General features: G+C 64.7%; 4 protein-coding genes (1 of these 4 cut by a window edge). 2 read left to right on the top strand and 2 right to left on the bottom strand.

The genetic code is table 11. From position 1 onward, the window contains the following. Nucleotides 1-59: 59 nt before the first annotated feature. Nucleotides 60-1466: an efflux transporter outer membrane subunit gene (locus L6D63_RS07180; RefSeq protein ID WP_276574649.1), complete on the bottom strand. Its 1407-nt coding sequence runs from the start codon at nt 1464-1466 to the stop codon at nt 60-62. Between the two features lie 85 nt (nt 1467-1551). Continuing rightward, nucleotides 1552-2346, bottom strand: coding sequence for a helix-turn-helix transcriptional regulator (locus L6D63_RS07175; protein WP_041067206.1), 795 nt, complete (start codon nt 2344-2346; stop codon nt 1552-1554). Nucleotides 2347-2834: 488 nt separating this feature from the next. On the opposite strand from L6D63_RS07175, the gene L6D63_RS07170 reads away from it, so the two are divergent. Then, nucleotides 2835-9248, top strand: a complete 6414-nt coding sequence (locus L6D63_RS07170) for a non-ribosomal peptide synthetase (protein WP_131671358.1) — start codon at nt 2835-2837, stop codon at nt 9246-9248. 246 nt (nt 9249-9494) lie between these two features. Further along, nucleotides 9495-19912 carry the 5' portion of a non-ribosomal peptide synthetase gene (locus tag L6D63_RS07165; RefSeq protein ID WP_131671359.1) on the top strand. 2596 nt of this gene lie beyond the right edge of the window, so only the first 10418 of its 13014 coding nucleotides appear in the window; its start codon is at nt 9495-9497; the stop codon falls past the right edge of the window.

The raw sequence follows: 19912 nt of genomic DNA, 5'->3' as shown, positions 1-19912 counted from the left end.
CGGATCGCCGCGTGGCGCAGGATCTGGCGACAAAAGGTGTAAGAAAAAGTGACGGGAGGCTAATGAAAATTCGCCTCATCGGCCCGCCAGCCGCCGCCCAGCGCGGTGTACAGGTTGACCTCGGCCACCAGTTGCGCCAGCCGATCGGTGATCAGCCCCTGCTGTGAACTGAACAGCGAACGCTGTGCGTCGAGAAACGTCAGGCTGCTGTCGACGCCATTCTGATACCGATGCTGCGCCAGGTTGTAGTAGTCCTGAGTGGCCCGCACCAGATCGCGTTGTGCCTGCAATTGCTGCTGATAAGTGCTGCGCGCCGCGAGGCCATTGGCGACTTCCTGAAACGCGGTCTGAATCGATTTCTCGTATTCGGCGACTGCGACGTCTTTCTGCAATTTCGAATAATCCAGGCTCGCGCGCAGGCTGCCGGCATTGAAAATAGGCAGGTTGATTTGCGGCTGGAACGTCCAGGCGCCCGAGCCGGCGCTGAACAGCCCGGACAGATCGCGGCTGGAGGTGCCGGCACTGGCGGTCAGGCTGACACTGGGGAAAAACGCCGCGCGCGCCGCGCCGATATTGGCGTTGGCCGCCTTCAGTTGGTACTCGGCCTGGAGAATGTCCGGGCGTCGTTGCAGCAGATCCGACGGCAACCCGGCCGGCAGTTGCCGGATCAGATCGCTGGCCAGTGGTTGCGCCGGCAGTTGCTCGGGGACTGGCGCGCCGACCAACAGCGTCAGGCTGTTGAGATCCTGCGCCACCTGGCGTTTGTAGCGCGCCAGATTGGCTCGCGAACTGTCGACGCTGGTCTTGGCCTGCGCCTGTTCCAGAGCCGAAGACTTGCCGGCGTCACGGTTGCGCGTGGTCAGGCGCAGGCTCTGTTCATCGGCGACGAGGGTCTGGCGCGTCAGTTCGAGCAACTCCTGATCGGCGCGCCAGGTCAGGTAGGCATTGGCGACGTTGGCCACCAGACTCAGCTCGGCACTGCGCCGCGCCTGCTCGGTCGCCAGCCAGGTCTGCAGCGCCTGCTCGCTGAGGCTGCGCACCCGGCCGAAAAAATCCAGCTCATAGGCACTGACGCCGAGATTCGCCGCATAGGTCGAATTGATCATGGCTTTGCTGCGGGTCACGCTGGGCGGCAGGCGCTGGCGCGACTCACTGGCATTGGCCGACACCGCCGGCAGCAGATCGGCGCGCTGGATCCGGTACTGCGCCTGGAACGCCTCGACGTTCAGCGCCGCCACGCGCAGGTCGCGATTGTTCACCAGCGCGCTTTCTATCAGCTGTTGCAGCGCCGGGTCGTTGAACAGCGTGCGCCAGTCTTCAGTGCGCGCTGCGGCGGGTGTCTGTGTCGGGTAAACCGCACCTTGCGGGTACTGCGCCGCGCTCGGTGAGGCAGGGCGCTGGTACTCGGGAATCAACGAACAACCGGCCAACAGGACGGCGAGGGACAGCAGGGACATGCGCAACATCGAACGCTCTCATGCAGAAAAAATACGTGCCGGGGGACTCAGTCTCCACACCCCTCGCGAACACCGTTGAAGCCTGACTTCGCCGTTATGCCCCTGCCATCCAGCGCGCCAGGCCATGCCGTCCGCTGACGCCCAGTTTGGCGGTGGCACGCTTGAGGTAGGTCTCGACCGAACTGCTCTTGACCCGTAGCTGCTCGGCCAGTTGCGGCACGGTGCCGCCGGTCAGCAGCCCGAGGCAGACTTCCTTTTCCCGGGCCGACAGCACAATGGCGCCCAGCGCCAGGCGCTCGTCGAACACCTGCTGCAACGGCGCCTGTTCCAGATCGGCCAGAGGCAGGCGCGGTTGTTTGGCGACGATCTGTCGACTGAGTTGCGCGTGCCGTTCAATCAGCGGCAACAGGGTGTCGGACAGGCTTTTGAGAAACGACAGCTCCGGCAGGGAAAACACCCGTTGCGTATGCGGTCGGTAGAACGAGATGACACAACGGCGGTTGGAGGTGCGCGACACCAGATTGCACTGGTGCACGCTGTGCTGCGGATGGCGGGGCTGGAGTGAGGCTTTGAGTTGAATCAGCAGGGAATCATTCATCTCGATCATCTTCTGCAAGAGCGGATGATCGTCCGGACTCGTCAACGGGTCTGGCGGCGGAAAGGTCTGCGGCAGGCCGGCGCTGCCCAGCGCCTTGATCTCGACCACGCTGGCCTGACGTTCGTCCAGCGTCCACTCGCTGAGATCGACGCGATTGACCGGCACCAGGGTGTCGACCAACTGGAACAGGTTATTGGCGAAATGATCATCGCCGGTGCTGGCAATCAGTTCCCCCAGTTGCCAGTAGAAGTGCGGGTTTTCCATGTTGCGAATGCTGCCGGTCAGATTCATATCCTTGTCATCCCTGGTTCCGAGTCATCACCGAGTCGTCCGCTGTTGATGCAAAAGCCGCCCACGCAATCGTCTCTCCTTGAAACTGATCTGGGGCGGGATTTAAGCCTATGGATTTGTCCTACGTCTGTAGGGGAAAACAGGGACACAAAGTGCCATCATTTCTGAAAGTTGGCGCCGGGCTTCTGACGCTGCCAGGTACAGAGGTCGCGCTTTGCGTGACTGTTCGGTCACGGCAAAGGCTTGAAAACCGGGGCAGTTACCTTTTCATGTGCTGACTGCGCTGGTCGATGGCGGCGTCAGCGTGTGGCATTTTTCCTACAAGAATTTCAGTATTTCCTCTCCAAACTTTTAGTAGGTTCCCACCCAATCCGGCTGTTCAAGCGTTGGCTGGCCGGCAGGGGGGACGAGGTTGTCCGGGTTTCAGGTGTCATGTCGGCCTCGGGGCCGATGCTTGAATAGGCGCAAAATCACCTGAGAAGGATCTTATGCCGCCTATTTCCGCCCCTGCGGTGGCCACGCCGTCCGCATCGCTCCAGACGTATCCGCTGACCGCTGCGCAGTTGGATATCTGGCTGGATCAGCTGAGTCGCGGTGATTCGCCGCTGTATAACATCGGCGGCTACATGGACCTCAGTGGCCCGTTGGAGCCGGCCCGGATGCAGGCCGCGCTGGAAGCGCTGGTGGCCCGGCATGACGCAATGCGCACGGTGCTGTTGCCCGGCACCGGTGCAACAGGCTTGCCGCTGCAGCAGTTTGCCCGGTCAGTTGCGGTGCCGATGCCGATCCACGATGTGTCGACGCACGGCGAGCCTGAATCGGCGGCGCGGCGATTGGTTCAGGCGCGCATCGATCAACCCTTCGTGCTGGACGGCGGCTGCCTGTTCCGCTTTCAGTTGATCCACCTCGATGACCAGCGACATTGGTTAGCCGTGCAGGCTCATCACTTGATCTTCGATGGCTGGAGCTTTGGCGAAATGTTCAAGTCGCTGGACGAGATCTATAACGCGCTGGCGCACGGCCAACCGGCACCAGTCGCGGCGCCGTCGTACATCGACTTCATCGAAGACAATGCGCGCTACCAAGCGTCGCCGCGTTATGCGCAGGATCGCGCGTACTGGCTGGACAAGTACCGACAAATGCCCGAACCGCTGTTGCTGCCGCGGCACCCGCAGCGCCAGACCAGCCCCGCCGCACAGACGCAGGTCTACACGCAGCCCTTGCCGACGCTGCTGCACGAGCGCATGAAGCAGGTGGCCCGGGCGTACGGTGCCTCGGCGTTCCATGTGCTGCTGGCGGCGCTGCATGTCTACTTCAGTCGCAGCACGCAGCGTGACGAATGGGTGGTGGGGTTGCCGATTCTCAACCGCTCCGGCGCGCGCTTCAAATCCACCCTCGGGCTGTTCGCCCAGGTCAGCGCGGTACGCATGGGTTTCGGTCGCGAATCTACCTTCGCTGAACTGGTGCGCGCGATCCGTGATGAGCTGCGCAAGGATTTCCGCCATCAGCGCTTCCCCGTGAGTGAAATGAACCGCGCGCTGGGTTTGCTGCGCGAAGAGCGCTCGCAGCTGTTCGAGGTCACGGTTTCCTACGAACAGGGCACTCACGATTATCGCTACGGCGAGGCATCGGGACGGATCATCAAGGCCTCGAACGTCGAGGAGGCCACGCCGCTGGCGGTGCACCTGCTGAGCAGTCTTGCCAACGACGACGCGCGCCTGTACCTGATCTACAGCGAGGCATATTTCAGCGCCGATCAAGTCAAGGCTCTGGCGGAACGCTGGTTGTTGATTCTGGAGCAGGGGCTGGAGGCGGTGAACCTGCCGGTGGCGGATTTCGACCTGAGCACGCCCGAGGAAACCGCGCTGCTGCAACAGTGGAATGCCACGCGGGTGGACTACCCGGCGCCGGCCACCCTTGCGCAGCGTATCGAAGCGCAGGCGATGCTGCGGCCGCAGGCGCTGGCGGCGGTTGCTCAAGGGCAATGCCTGAGCTATGCCGAACTCAATCAACGTGCCAATGCGCTCGCTCATCATCTGCTCGACCTCGGTGTGCGCCCGGATGACCGGGTGGCGATCATCGCCCGGCGCGGGCTCGACACACTGGTCGGGTTGTTGGCGATTCTCAAGGCTGGCGCCGCTTATGTTCCGCTGGATCCGGCGCATCCGGCCGAGCGCCTGAGCTATCTGCTGGAGGACAGCGCGCCTATCGCGGTGCTGACCCAGCGTGCGCTGCGCGGGCATTTGCCGGCGTTGTCGGTGCCGGTGATCGAGCTGGATCAGCCGAGTTGGTCGGCTGGCCGGGTCGACGCGCCGAAGGTGCCGGGGCTGACCCCGGCCAACCTCGCTTATGTGATTTACACCTCTGGTTCAACCGGCCTGCCCAAGGGGGTGATGGTCGAGCATCGCACCCTGTGCAATCTGGTCGATTGGCACGCTGACGTTTTCGACCTGCGCGCCGGCAGCCATACCTCGAGCCTGGCCGGCTTCGGTTTCGACGCGATGGCCTGGGAAGTCTGGCCGGCGCTGTGCGTGGGCGCGACCCTGCACCTGGCGCCGGTCAGCGAGGGCAGCGAAGACATCGATGCGCTGCTCGACTGGTGGCGTGCGCAGCCGCTGGAGGTGAGCTTTTTGCCGACCCCCATCGCCGAATACGCGTTCAGCCGCCAACTCGCTCACTCGACGTTGCGCACGCTGCTGATCGGTGGCGATCGCCTGCGCCAGTTCCCGCGTCAACAATCCTTCGAAGTGATCAACAACTACGGGCCGACCGAAGCCACTGTAGTGGCGACCTCGGGTCGCATCGACGCCGGGCAGGCGCTGCACATCGGCAAACCGGTGAGCAATGCCACGGTGTATCTGCTGGATGAACAGCAGCAACCGGTGCCGCTGGGCGTGAGCGGCGAGTTGTACATCGGCGGGGCCGGGGTGGCGCGCGGTTACCTGAACCGCGCCGACCTGAGCGCCGAAAAGTTTCTGCGTGATCCGTTCAGTGCTGAACCGGGGGCGCGCATGTATCGCACTGGCGATCTCGCACGCTGGCGCGCTGATGGCAATCTGGAATACCTGGGGCGCAATGACGATCAGGTGAAAATCCGTGGGGTGCGCATCGAACCGGGGGAAATCGAAAGCGCACTCACCAGCCATCCAGCGGTGCGCGAAGCGGTGGTGCTGGTGCGCGACGGACAATTGTTGGCCTGGTTCACCGAGCGGGTGCCGTTGAACATCAATGAACTGCACGCACACCTGAAAACCCGCCTGAGCAGCGCCATGCTGCCGAACGCCTACGTACGTCTGCCGGCGCTGCCGCTGACCGCCAACGGCAAGGTTGATCGCAAAGCGCTGCCCGCGCCCGGGGCAGAGGATTTGATTCGCCGCGAATACGAGGCACCGCGAGGCGAGGTCGAAATCGCCCTGGCGCAGATCTGGGCCGAAGTCCTGCAAGTGGAGCGGGTCGGGCGTCACGATCACTTCTTCGAGCTGGGTGGGCATTCGTTGCTGGCGGTGATGCTGATCGAACGCATGCGTCAGCTCGATCTGAGCAGCGACGTGCGCGTGCTGTTCAGCCAGCCGACGCTCGCTGCACTGGCCGCTTCGGTCGGCAGCGGTCGGGAAATCGAAGTGCCGGCCAACCGCATCGCCGCCGATTGCACGCACATCACGCCGGCGATGTTGCCGCTGGTACAACTGCAGCAGATGGACATCGAGCGGATCGTCGCCAGCGTTCCGGGTGGCGCCGCCAATGTGCAGGACATCTACCCGCTGGCACCGTTGCAGGAGGGGATTCTCTACCACCACATCACTGCCGCGCAGGGCGATCCGTACCTGCTGCAGTCGCAACTGGCGTTCGACAGTCTTGAACGCGTCGAGGCCTTCGCTGCGGCGCTGTGCGAGGTCATGGCGCGCCATGACATTCTGCGCACTTCGGTGCTCTGGGAAGGCCTGACCACCCCGGTGCAAGTGGTGTGGCGTGAAGCGATTGTGCCGTTGCAGGAGGTCGAGCTGGATCCGCGTGACGGGCCGATCCTTGAACAGTTGCACGAGCGTTTCAACGCCCGGCGTTATCGCCTCGACGTCAGCCAGGCGCCGTTGCTGCGTCTGGTATATGCGCGTGATCCGGTGCTGGATCGGGTGGTGGGGATTCTGCTGTTCCATCATCTGGCCATGGACCACATCGCCCTTGAAGTGATGCGCGGCGAACTGCAGGCCAGCCTGTGCGGACACACTGTGGCGCTGGCGCCGCCAGTGCCGTATCGCAATTACGTGGCGCAAACGCGGCTGGGCGTCAGCGAGCAGGAACACGAGGCGTTTTTCCGCGCGCAACTGGCGGACATCGACGAGCCGACCCTGCCATTCGGGCTGATGGAAGTGCAGGGCGACGGACGCGGCATTGACGAAGCGCAGCAGACCCTGCCGGCTGACGTCTATCAGCGCTTGCGCACCCAGGCACGCCAGGCCGGGGGCAGCGTGGCGAGTCTGATCCATCTGGCGTGGGCGCGGGTGCTGGCGGCGACGTCCGGCCAGCAGCGTGTGGTGTTCGGCACGGTGCTGATGGGGCGCATGCAAGGCGGCGAGGGCGCTGACCGCGCTTTGGGCGTGTTCATCAACAGCTTGCCGTTGCGCATCGATGTCGATGCCGGGGTGCTCGACGCCGTGCGCGCCACCCATGCGCGACTGACCGCGCTGCTCGGCCATGAGCACGCGTCGCTGGCACTGGCTCAGCGCTGCAGCGGCGTCGCCTCGCCGTCACCGTTGTTCAGCGCGCTGCTCAACTACCGGCACAGTGACGAATCTGAATTGCTGGAGCCGTCCAGTCAGGCCTGGCAAGGCATCGAAACCCTAGCCAACGAGGAGCGCACCAATTACCCGCTGACCATGAGCGTGGATGATTACGGCAACGGCTTGCGCCTCACCGGCAGGGCCGTGGCGCAGATCGGCGCGCAACGGATTTGCGGCTACATGCAAACCGCGTTGAGCGGCCTGGTACAGGCCTTGGAGCAGACTCCGCAACAACTGTTGAACCGCTTGCCGATCCTGCGAGCCGAGGAGTTGCAACGTTTGCTGATCACGTTCAACGCCACCGAGGTCGATTGTCCGCTGGACCAGCCACTGCACGCGTTGTTCGAAGCACAGGTGCGGCGTAAGCCAGACGCCATCGCGCTGCAATCCGCGCAGGGAACCCTGACTTACCTCGAGCTCAATCAGCGCGCCAATCGTCTGGCCCATCACCTGCGCGAACTCGGCGTTCAACCGGACTCGCGCGTAGCGATCTGTGTCGAGCGCGGGCTGGATCTGGTGATCGGTCTGCTGGGGATTCTCAAGGCTGGCGGCGCCTATGTGCCGCTGGATCCGGACTATCCGCTGGAGCGCCTGAACTACATGCTGCAGGACAGCGCGCCGGTCGCACTGTTGATGCATGGCGCCACGCGGCAATTGCTGGGTGAGCCGGGTGTGACGATGATCAATCTGGATCACGGCAGTTGGGAGCAGCAGCCGTCAGACAATCTGCAGGTGCCGGGCCTGAGTGCTTTGAACCTCGCTTACATGATCTACACCTCGGGTTCTACGGGGTTGCCCAAAGGCGTGATGATCGAACACCGCAGCGCCTGCAACATGGTGCATTGGGGTTCGCAGCTCAGTCCGCCGACCGAACACGGTGCGCTGCTGCAAAAGGCGCCGTTCAGCTTCGACAGTTCGGTGTGGGAGATCTTCTGGCCGCTGTGTTCCGGGATGCGATTGATACTGGCGCGGCCGGACGGCAATCGCGATTCGGCGTATGTGGTGCAGACCATTCGTGAGCAGCAGGTGACGGTGGTCAAGTTTGTGCCTGCCTTGCTGCAGCAGTTCATCGAGCAGGACGGTGTCGAGCAATGCACCAGCCTGACCGATGTGCTCAACGGTGGCGGCGAACTCAGCGCGGCGCTGGCCCGCCAAGTGCGTGATCGCCTGCCGTGGGTGCGGTTGCACAACGTTTATGGCCCGACCGAAACTACTGTGGACAGCACGGGCTGGACGCTGGAACCGGACATGCCGGTGCCGGAGAGCGTGGTGCCAATCGGTACAGCCTTGAGCAACACGCGGCTGTACGTGCTCGATGCGTACGGTCAACCGGTACCGCAAGGCGTCAGCGGTGAGTTGCACATTGGTGGCGTCGGCGTGGCGCGGGGCTATCACGGGCTGCCGGAGGTGCAGGCCGAGCGTTTTATCGACAGCCCGTTTGTGCCGGGTGATCGCCTGTACCGAACGGGCGATCTGGCGCGCTACAACAATCACGGCGAGCTGGAATTCCTTGGTCGCAACGACTTCCAGATCAAGCTGCGGGGCTTGCGTCTGGAGCCGGGAGAAATCGAGGCACGGTTGATCGAGCATTCGGCGATTCGCGAGGCGGTGGTGATGGTCCGAGATGAGCGTCTGGTGGCCTGGTACACCGTGCGCGCCGGTATCGACGCGCCGTCACTGGAAACTCTGCGCGCGCATGTGCTGGAGCGTTTGCCCGAGTACATGGTGCCGGGCGCGTTCGTGCGACTCGACGCCTTGCCACTGACACCGAACGACAAGATCGATCGCAAAGCCTTGCCGGAGCCGGGGGCCGATGCCGTCATCAATCGCCCATACGTGGCACCCGAGGGCGAAGTCGAAACCACGCTGGCGCGGATCTGGGGCGAGGTGCTCGGCGTCGAACAGGTCGGTCGTCACGACAACTTCTTCGAACTGGGCGGGCACTCGTTGTTGGCGGTGAGTCTGGTGGCGCGCATGCGCCAGAGCGGTTTGCACACCGACGCCCGGGCGCTGTTCAGTCAGCCGACCCTGGCGGCGCTGGCGCTCAGCACCACACCCGAGGCGCAGCAAGTGTTCATCCCGCCAACCACTATCCCGAGCCTGGCCCGCAAACGCCGGCTCTGACGCCGAACCCTGTAGGAGCTGCCGCAGGCTGCGATCTTTTGATTTGGCTTTTAACAGCAAGATCAAAAGATCGCAGCCTGCGGCAGCTCCTACAGGGGGGGATTGCGGCGCCCGAGCCGGCGGCTTGTCCCCGCTTCCCATGTCAGCCCCGCAAGCCCCGATGTTTTAGCTTTTCCAGGCTGCGCGCAGCAGGCACGGACTCGCGGCTGCGCGCTCCTTTTTCTCGTATTTACAGCAGGTTATCCCATGCATTTCAGCGAACTGATGGCTGTTCTTTCCACCCATGCGATCCGCCTTCAACAGGAAGATGAAGACCTGGTCATTCTGGGCAGCGACGACGCGCTGGACGATGCGTTGTGGGACAGCCTCAGCGAACACAAGGCGCAGCTGCTGGAACTGGTCGCCCGTCATGGTGGCGACTGGCTGAGCCCGGCGTTTCGCATCACCCCGGACATGCTGCCGCTGGTGACGCTGGATCAGCCGACCATCGACCGGCTGGTGGCCAAGGTGCCCGGTGGCGCCGCCAACTTGCAGGACATTTACCCGCTGGCGCCGTTGCAGGAAGGCATGCTCTACCTGCACCTGTCGGCAGCCGCCGGCGATCCTTACGTGTCACAAGCACGGTTTGCCTTCGACAGCCGCGAACGGCTGGAGGCCTTCGCCGAGGCGTTGCAGTGGATGATCGAACGCCACGACATTCTGCGCACCTCGTTTGCCTGGGAACGCCTGGACGAACCGCTGCAAGTGGTGCAGCGGCAGGCTCGTCTGCACTGCGAGGAAATCGCCCTCGACCCGGGCGCGGATGCATTGGCGCAACTGCTGGAGCGCCACGACCCACGATACTTCCGCCTCGACATCCAGCAGGCGCCGCTGCTGCGTCTGGTGTACGCCATGGACCCGGCCAACGGGCGCGTGGTCGCGCTGTTGCTGTTCCATCACCTGATCATGGACCACGTCGCCCTCGACGTGGTGCGCCGCGAAACCCGCGCGCACCTGCTCGGCCAGACCGCGCGGGTCGGACCGCCGGTGCCGTACCGTGATCACCTGGCCAAGGCGCGCATGGGTCTGGACGAGCAATCCCATGAAGCGTTCTTTCGCGAGATGCTCGCCGATATCGACGAGCCGACCTTGCCTTGTGGTCTGCAGGACGTGCAGGGCGACGGCCAGGACATCGAAGAAGCCGTGCTGATGCTCGACGCCGATTTGAGCCGACCACTGCGCGGCCAGGCGCGTCAGCTCGGCGTCAGCGTCGCCAGCCTGATGCACCTGGCGCTGGCGCGGGTGCTCGGCCAGTTGTCCGGGCGCACGGCGGTGGTGTTCGGCACCGTGTTGCTGGGGCGGATGGAGGCGGGTGAGGGCGGCGAACAGGCGCTGGGGATGTTCATCAACACCTTGCCGCTGCGGGTGGATGTCGGGCAGGACGGCGTGCGCGCCGGGGTGCTGGCCACCCATCGACGCCTGACCGCGTTGCTCGGCCATGAACAGACCTCGCTGGCCCTGGCCCAACGTTGCAGTGCGGTGGCGGTGCCGACGCCGTTGTTCAGCGCGATCCTCAACTATCGCCACAGCAGCAGCGAAGAGATCGCCGAGGTCAGCGAACTGGCCCCTGGCGTGCAAGTGCTGGGCGCCCGCGAGCGCACCAACTACCCGCTGACGATCAACATCGACGACCTCGGCGAAGACTTGCGCATCACCGCGCTGGCGGATGCGGCGCTGGGTGCCGAACGCATCGCCGCTTACCTGCACACCGCGTTGCACAGCCTGCTACAGGCCTTGCAATCGAACCCGGATGCGCCGCTGCACCAGCTGAATATTCTGCCAGCGGCCGAGCGCGAATACCTGCTGCACGGAGTCAACTCGCCGTTGCCGCAGTTCCCGCAAACGCCGTTGATCCATCAGCAGTTCGAAGCGCATGCGGCGGCACGCCCGGAGGCCACAGCGCTGCTGTTCGAGGAGCAGACGTTGAGCTACGGCGAACTCAATCGCCGCGCCAACCAGCTTGCGCATCATCTGCTGGCGCTGGGGATTCGCCCGGATCAACGCGTGGCGATCTGCGTCGAGCGCGGCCCGCAGATGATCATCGGCCTGCTCGGTATCCTCAAGGCTGGCGCCGGTTACGTGCCGATCGACCCGGCGTATCCACTGGAGCGCATTGCCTACACCTTGCAGGACAGCGCCCCGGTGGCGGTGCTGACCCAGGCCGATACGCTGGACCGGGTTGGCGCGCTCGCCGTGCCGAGCATCGATCTGGACAGTGTGCAATTGCAAGCTGAACTCGGCAGCAATCCGCAGATTCCCGAGCTGAGTCCGAGTCATCTCGCCTACGTGATCTACACCTCGGGCTCCACTGGGCTGCCCAAAGGCGTGATGGTCGAACACCACAATGTCACGCGCCTGTTTTCCGCGACCCACGACTGGTTCAACTTCAACCCGCAAGATGTGTGGGCGCTGTTCCATTCCTTCGCCTTCGATTTCTCGGTGTGGGAAATCTGGGGCGCGCTGGCGTTCGGCGGCCAGTTGCTGCTGGTGCCGCAGGCCGTCAGCCGCTCGCCGGACGACTGCTACGCGCTGCTGTGCCGCACTGGCGTCACCGTGCTCAATCAAACGCCGAGCGCCTTCCGCCAGTTGATCGCCGCGCAGGGCCGCAGCCCGTTGCAGCATTCGCTGCGCGAGGTGATCTTCGGCGGCGAAGCCCTGGAGCCGGGCCTGCTCAAACCGTGGTACGCGCGGCTCGGCAATGCCGGTACGCGGCTGGTGAACATGTACGGCATCACTGAAACCACGGTGCACGTGACCTATCGCCCACTGGAAGCAGCGGACGCGCAACTGGTCGGGCGCAGCCCGATCGGTGTGGGCATTCCCGACCTGCAACTGTACGTGCTCGACGCGCAGCGCGAACCGGTACCGGTCGGCGTGATCGGCGAGTTGTACGTCGGTGGCGCCGGGGTTGCCCGGGGTTACCTCAACCGCGAAGCCCTGACTGCTGAACGCTTTATCGCCGACCCGTTCAGCGGCCGTGCTGCAGCGCGCCTGTACAAGACCGGTGACCTCGCGCGCTGGTCAGCGGATGGCAGCCTCGACTACCTGGGGCGCAACGACGATCAAGTGAAAATCCGTGGTTTCCGCATTGAGCTCGGTGAAATTGAAGCTCGCCTCGCCGCCTGCGCCGGTGTGCGCGAAGCGCTGGTAATCGCTCGTGAAGACAGTCCCGGTGACAAGCGTCTGGTCGCCTACTGGCTGGCCGCCGAAGGCACTGAACCGAGCGCCGCGCAACTGCGCGACGCGTTGTTGCAATCGCTGGCCGACTACATGGTGCCGAGTGCGTTTGTGCGCCTCGACGCATTGCCGCTGACCACCAATGGCAAGCTTGATCGCAAAGCCTTGCCACAACCGGACAGCGATGCCTTTGCCCGTCGGGGTTTCGAAGCCCCAGTGGGGGAAGTTGAAACCCTGATCGCCGGCATCTGGCAGACCTTGCTCGGGGTTGAACAGGTCGGGCGACACGACAACTTCTTCGAGCTTGGCGGCCATTCGCTGTTGGCGGTGAAACTGATCGAACGCATGCGTCAGCACGACTTGCAGTGCGACGTGCGCGTGCTGTTCGGCCAGCCGAGCGTCGCGGCGCTGGCGGCGACCCTGAGTCACCGTCACGCCCTGCGGGTGCCGGACAATCTGATCGCTATCGATTGCACGCGGATCACCCCGGACATGCTGCCGCTGGCCACGCTGGATCAGGCCGCCATCGACCGCGTGGTCGCCAGCGTGCCCGGCGGCGTCGGCAATGTGCAGGACATTTACGGTCTGGCACCGTTGCAGGCGGGGATTCTCTACCACCATCTGGCGACCAGCGCCGGTGACCCCTACGTGTTGCAGGCGCAATTTGCCTTCGCCGGACTGGCGCAGATCAAGGCCTTTGTCCGCGCGCTGAACGCGGTGATCGCGCGCCACGACATCCTGCGCACCAGCGTGTTCTGGGAAGGGCTTGAGGAGCCGGTGCAAGTGGTCTGGCGCGAGGCGCCGCTGGCACTGGAGCGGATCGACGCCGACCTGCTGGAAGGCGATGTGCTGGCGCAGATGCAGGCGCGGTTCGATCCACGGCACTACCGCCTCGACCTGCGCCGCGCGCCGCTGATGCGTCTGGCCTACACCGAAGACCGTGCACAGCAGCGCTGGGTCGGCATCCTGTTGCTGCACCACATCGTCCTCGATCACACTGCATTGGAAGTGCTGCTCGCGGAAATGAACGACAGTCTGCAACCGAGCGGTGTCGATCTGCCGGCGCCGGTGCAGTACCGCAACTACGTGGCGCAGGCGCAACAGCATGCCGATACCCAAGCGCACGAAGCGTTCTTCCGCGACATGCTCGGCGACATCGACGAGCCGACCGTGGCCTTCGGTGTGCAGGACGTGCATGGCGATGGCAGCAGCAGCGTCGAGAGCGCGCAAGCGCTGGATTCGAGCGTGGCCCAGCGCTTGCGCGAACAGGCGCGGCGCCTCGGCATCAGCGCCGCGAGTCTGGTGCACCAGGCCTGGGGTCAGGTGCTGGCAAAGGTCTCGGGCCGTGAGGATGTGGTATTCGGCACCGTGCTGCTCGGGCGCATGCAGGGCGGCGAGGGCGCCGACCGCGCACTCGGCATGTTCATCAACACCTTGCCGTTGCGGGTCAGTGTTGGCGCTACCTCGGTAGAGCAAGGCGTGCGCGTTACTCATGAGCGTCTGGCGCAATTGCTGGCGCATGAGCAGGCCTCGCTGTCGCTGGCCCAGCGTTGCAGCGGTGTGGCGGCGTCGCTGCCGCTGTTCAGCAGCTTGCTCAATTATCGCCATAGCGCGGCGGAACCGGCAGGCGTGACCTGGGACGGGATCGAGATTCTCAGCTCGCGCGAGCGCAGCAACTATCCGCTGGTGGTCAGCGTCGATGACCTCGGCACCGGTTTCCGCCTGAGCGTGCAGGCGGTGCCGCAGGTAGATGGTGCGCGGGTCTGCGATTACCTGCAGACCGCGCTGCACAATCTGCTGACGGCGCTGGAGCACAATCCGGCCACGCCGCTGCGGCAGATCTCGGTGCTGTCGCCGAGCGAACGCCAGCGGGTCCTGGTCGGCTTTAACATCAGCGGTCGCGACTTCCCGCCGGCACAAACCGTGCAGCGTTTGTTCGAGGCCCGGGCGGCCGCGCACCCTGCAGCGTTGGCGGCGGTGCAAGGTGCGCAGCAGTTGCGCTATGGCGAACTCAATCAGCGGGCCAATCGTCTGGCGCATCACCTGATAGGCCTTGGCGTGCAGCCCGATGACCGGGTCGCCCTGTGCGCCCGGCGCAGTCCGGACATGCTGGTGGCGCTGCTGGCGATCCTCAAGGCCGGCGCCGGTTATGTGCCGGTCGATCCGGCGTATCCGCCGGAACGCATCGCCTATCTGTTGCAGGACTGCGCCCCGGTGGCGGTCGTGGCGCAGGCCTCGACTCGCGATCTGCTCGGTGGCGTGCCGGTCGTCGATCTGGACAACGACCTCTGGCAGCACCTCTCGGATGCCAATCCGCAGGTGCCGGCATTGACGCCGAACCATCTGGCTTACGTGATCTACACCTCCGGTTCCACCGGCCAACCGAAAGGGGTGATGGTCGAGCACGCGACCCTGGAAAACCTCGTGCACTGGCACGCTGAAGCCTTTGATTTGCAGACCGGCAGCCAGACCGCGAGTGTCGCCGGCTTCGGTTTCGATGCGATGGCCTGGGAAGTCTGGCCGGCGCTGTGTGTTGGCGCGACCTTGCACCTGCCGCCGCCGTCGATCCGCAACGAGCACCTCGACGAGTTGCTCGACTGGTGGTGCGCGCAGCCGTTGCAGGTCAGCTTCCTGCCGACGCCCGTGGCCGAATACGCGTTCAGCCGGCAATTGCAGCACCCGACCTTGCGCACGCTGCTGATCGGCGGCGACCGACTGCGTCAGTTCAACCGTGCGCAAACCTTCGAGGTGATCAACAACTATGGCCCGACTGAAGCGACGGTGGTCGCCACCTCGGGCCGGGTCGAACCGGAAAAGCCGCTGCATATCGGCCGCCCGATTGCTAACGCCAAAGTCTATGTGCTGGACGCTGAGCAGCACCCGGTGCCGGTGGGGGTGGCGGGCGAGTTGTATGTCGGCGGCGCGGGCGTGGCGCGCGGCTATCTGAATCGCCCGGAGCTGAGCGCTGCGCAGTTCCTGTTCGATCCGTTCAGCGACGAGCCGCAGGCGCGCATGTACCGTACCGGCGATCAGGCGCGTTGGCTGGCCGACGGCAACCTCGAGTACCTGGGGCGCAAAGACGATCAGGTCAAACTGCGTGGCGTGCGTATCGAACTCGGTGAAATCGAAGCCGCGCTCGGCAGCCACGCGGCGCTGCGGGAGGCGGTGGTACTGGTTCGCGATGGACGGCTGATTGCGTGGTTCACCGAGCGCACGGCGGTCGATATTCAGCAGTTGCACACGCATTTGCAGGCACGCTTGCCGGATGCGCTGCTGCCGGCGGCATACGTACGTCTCGATGCGCTGCCGTTGACCGCCAACGGCAAGATCGACCGCAAGGCCTTGCCGCAACCGGAGCAGGGCGCGTGGCTCAGCCGCGAATATGAAGCGCCACAAGGTGCGGTGGAAACCGCGCTGGCGCAGATCTGGATCGACGTGCTGAACGTCGAGCGCGTCGGGCGTCACGACAACTTCTTCGAACTGGGCGGGCATTCGCTGCTGGCGGTGAGCCTGATCGAACGCATGCGCCAGATCGACCTCGCGGCTGACGTGCGCGTGTTGTTCAATCAGCCGACCCTCGCTGCACTGGCCGCCGCTGTGGGCAGCGGTCGCGAAATCGAAGTGCCGGCCAACCGCATTCCGCCGGGTTGCACCCGCATCATCCCGGACATGCTCAGCCTGACCGAGCTCGATCAGGCGAGCATCGAGCGCATCGTCGCCACCGTGCCCGGTGGCGCGGCCAATGTGCAGGACATCTATCCGCTGGCGCCGTTGCAGGAAGGCATTCTTTATCACCACCTGAGCGCCGAACAGGGCGATCCGTATCTGCTGCAATCGCGGCTGATCTTCGACAGCGTCGAGCGTCTGCGCACTTTCAGCCGAGCCTTGCAGCAGGTCGTCGCGCGTCACGACATTCTGCGCACCAGCGTGGTCTGGGAAGGCTTGCCGAGTCCGCATCAGGTGGTGTGGCGCGAGGCGCCGCTGGTGGTACAGGCGGTGCCGCTGGATCCGGCTCAGGGCGACGTCCTTGAGCAGCTGCACGGGCGCTTCGATGCCCGCCACAACCGCCTCGACTTGAGCCAGGCGCCGTTGATGCGCATCGTTTATGCCGAAGACCCGGCGCAGCAACGGGTGGTGGCGATCATCCTGTTCCAGCACTTGATTCTCGACCACACCGCCATGGAGGTAGTGGGCCAAGAGATGCGCGCGTTCATGTTCGATCAGGCCGACCGCCTCGGCACGCCGATGCCGTACCGCAACTACGTGGCGCAAGCGCGCCTCGGTGCCAGCGAACAGGAGCACGAAACGTTCTTCCGCGACATGCTCGGCGATATCGACGAGCCGACCCTGCCGTTCGGCCTGCACGACGTGCAAGGCGATGGCGGCGACATTGAAGAGGCGCAGCAAGCCGTCGATGCCGGATTGACCCTGCGCCTGCGAGAGCAGGCGCGGCAGTTGGGTGTCAGCCCGGCGAGCCTGATGCATCTGGCCTGGGCGCAGGTGCTGGGGGTACTTGCCAACCGCCGCGACGTGGTGTTCGGCACGGTGCTGTTGGGTCGCTTGCAGGGCGGCGAGGGCGCGGATCGCACCCTGGGCGTGTTCATCAACACCTTGCCGCTGCGGGTGGATGTCAGCGAAGGCGTGCAGTCTGCTGTCAAGACCACCCACGCACGGCTGACCGCGCTGTTGGCCCATGAACATGCGCCACTGGCGCTGGCCCAGCGCTGCAGCGCGGTGTCCGGCGCGCCGCTGTTCAGCGCACTGCTCAACTACCGGCATACCGTCGCCGAGGCGCAGCCGCGTGACGGTCAGGGCATCTGGGAAGGCGTGCAATTGCTCGGCGGCGAAGAGCGCAGCAACTATCCGTTGACCCTCAGCGTCGACGATCTCGGCACAGACTTTTCTTTGACCGTGCTGGCGTTGACGCAGATCGGCGCGCAACGGATCTGCGGCTACATGCACACCGCGCTGGAACATCTGCTGCACGCACTGGAGCAGGCGCCACAGCGTGCGCTCAACCGTTTGCCGATTCTTGCGGTGGAGGAATACGAGCGCCTGCTGGTCGGGTTCAACCCGACGGCGGCGGCATACCCGCGCGGGGCGACGATTCAGTCACTGGTGCAAGTGCAGGCCGAGCTGCAGCCACAGGCGCTGGCGGTGGTGCAGGGCACGCAGCAACTGACCTACGCGCAGCTCAATCAGCAGGCCAATCGCCTGGCCCATCACTTGCTCGGCCTCGGCGTGCAGCCGGACGACCGGATTGCCGTGTGCCTGCCACGCAGCCCGCAGATGCTGGTGGCGCTGCTGGCGATTCTCAAGGCTGGCGCCGGTTATGTGCCGGTCGATCCGGCGTACCCGGCGGAGCGCATCGCCTACCTGTTGCAGGACAGCGATCCGGTGGCGGTGCTGGCGCAGGGTTCGACCCGCGAGCTGCTGGGCCGGGTGCCGGTGATCGATCTGGATCAGAACCTCTGGCAGCACCTGGCGGCGACCAATCCACAACTGCCGACGCTGACCCCGGCGCATCTGGCTTACGTGATCTACACCTCGGGTTCGACCGGCCAGCCGAAAGGCGTGATGGTCGAACACGCGACCCTGGAAAACCTTGTGCACTGGCACTGTGAGGCGTTCGACCTGCATGCCGGCAGCCACACCGCCAGCGTCGCCGGTTGCGGTTTCGACGCGATGGCCTGGGAAGTCTGGCCGGCGCTGTGTGTCGGCGCGACCCTGCACCTGCCGCCGCCGTCGATCAGCAACGAACATCTGGATGAGCTGCTCGACTGGTGGCGCGCACAGCCGTTGCAGGTGAGCTTCCTGCCGACGCCGATTGCCGAATACGCCTTCAGTCGTGAGCTGGGGCATCCGACCTTGCGCACGCTGTTGATCGGTGGCGACAAGTTGCGCCAGTTCCCGCGTGAGCAGACCTTTGCCGTGATCAACAACTACGGCCCGACCGAGGCTACGGTGGTTGCGACTTCCGGGCAAATCCATGCCGGGCAATTGCTGCACATCGGCCGGCCCATCAGCAACGCCAGGGTTTACTTGCTCGATGAACAGCAACGTCCGGTGCCGGTTGGCGTGGCGGGCGAGTTGTACGTCGGTGGCGCGGGGGTGGCCCGTGGTTATCTGAACCGTCCCCAGCTGACCGCCGAACGCTTCCTCGAAGACCCGTTCAGTGACGAACCGCAGGCGCGCATGTACCGCACCGGCGACCTCGCACGCTGGCTGGCCGACGGCAATATCGAGTACCTGGGGCGTAACGACGATCAGGTCAAACTGCGCGGCGTGCGGGTGGAACTGGGTGAAATCGAAGCCGCGCTGTCCAGCTATCCGGCGGTGCAGGACGCGGTGGTGCTGGTGCGCGAGGCGCGGTTGATCGCCTGGTTTACTGCCCGCACAACGGTCGATATCGAGGATCTGCGCGCGCATTTGCAAGCGCATCTACCGCAGGCACTGGTGCCGGCAGCCTACGTGCGGCTTGAGACGCTGCCCCTGACCGCCAACGGCAAACTCGACCGCAAGGCCTTACCCGAACCGGATCAGCACGCCTGGCTCAGCCGCGAATACGCAGCGCCGCAAGGGCCGGTGGAGACCGCGCTGGCGCAGGTCTGGGCCGAGGTGCTGCAGGTCGAACAGGTCGGGCGGCACGACAACTTCTTTGAGCTGGGCGGGCATTCGCTGCTGGCGGTGACCCTGATCGAGCGCATGCGTCAGCTCGGCCTGAGCACCGACGTGCGCGTGCTGTTCAGCCAGCCGACCCTCGCCGCGCTGGCCGCCGCCGTCGGCAGCGGTCGCGAAGTCGTGGTGCCGGCCAACCTGATTCCGGCCGGTTGCACGCACATCACCCCGGACATGCTGACGCTGGTGCAACTGGATCAGCCAGCCATTGAGCGCGTGGTTGCCACGGTGCCGGGCGGGGCCGCCAACGTGCAGGACATTTATCCGCTGGCGCCGTTGCAGGAAGGGATTCTTTATCACCACTTGAGCGCCGCGCAGGGTGATCCGTACCTGCTGCAATCGCGCCTGGCGTTCGACAGCCTTGAACGCTTGCAGGCCTTCGCCGCCGCGCTGCGTCAGGTCATGACCCGGCACGACATTCTGCGCACCGGCGTGGTCTGGGAAGGGTTGGCAACGCCGGTGCAAGTGGTCTGGCGCGAAGCCGAGCTGCCGCTGCAGGAGGTTGCATTCGATCCGGCGGGCGGTGATGTTCTGGCGCAGTTGTATGAGCGTTTCGACGCGCGTCATTACCGCATCGACCTCAGTCAGGCGCCGCTGATTCGCCTGGTGTACGCGCAGGATCCGGCCAACGACCGGGTGGTCGCCATGCTGCTGTTCCATCACATCGCCATGGATCACACGGCGCTGGAAGTGGTGCAGCAGGAACTGCAGGCGCTGCTCTTCGGTCACGGCGAAGCCCTGATACCCGCCGTGCCGTATCGCAATTACGT

It is taken from the genome of Pseudomonas parakoreensis, from assembly GCF_021602155.1.
Lineage (GTDB): Bacteria > Pseudomonadota > Gammaproteobacteria > Pseudomonadales > Pseudomonadaceae > Aquipseudomonas > Aquipseudomonas parakoreensis.
The sequence above is the reverse complement of the archived record's forward strand: the minus strand, read 5'-3'. Positions and strand labels throughout refer to the sequence as shown.

Bases quoted from the DNA above. Each gene is read 5' to 3' on its own strand.
- L6D63_RS07180 (WP_276574649.1), bottom strand. From the start codon at position 1,466: ATGTTGCGCATGTCCCTGCTGTCCCTCGCCGTCCTGTTGGCCGGTTGT.
- L6D63_RS07175 (WP_041067206.1), bottom strand. From the start codon at position 2,346: ATGAATCTGACCGGCAGCATTCGCAACATGGAAAACCCGCACTTCTAC.
- L6D63_RS07170 (WP_131671358.1), top strand. From the start codon at position 2,835: ATGCCGCCTATTTCCGCCCCTGCGGTGGCCACGCCGTCCGCATCGCTC.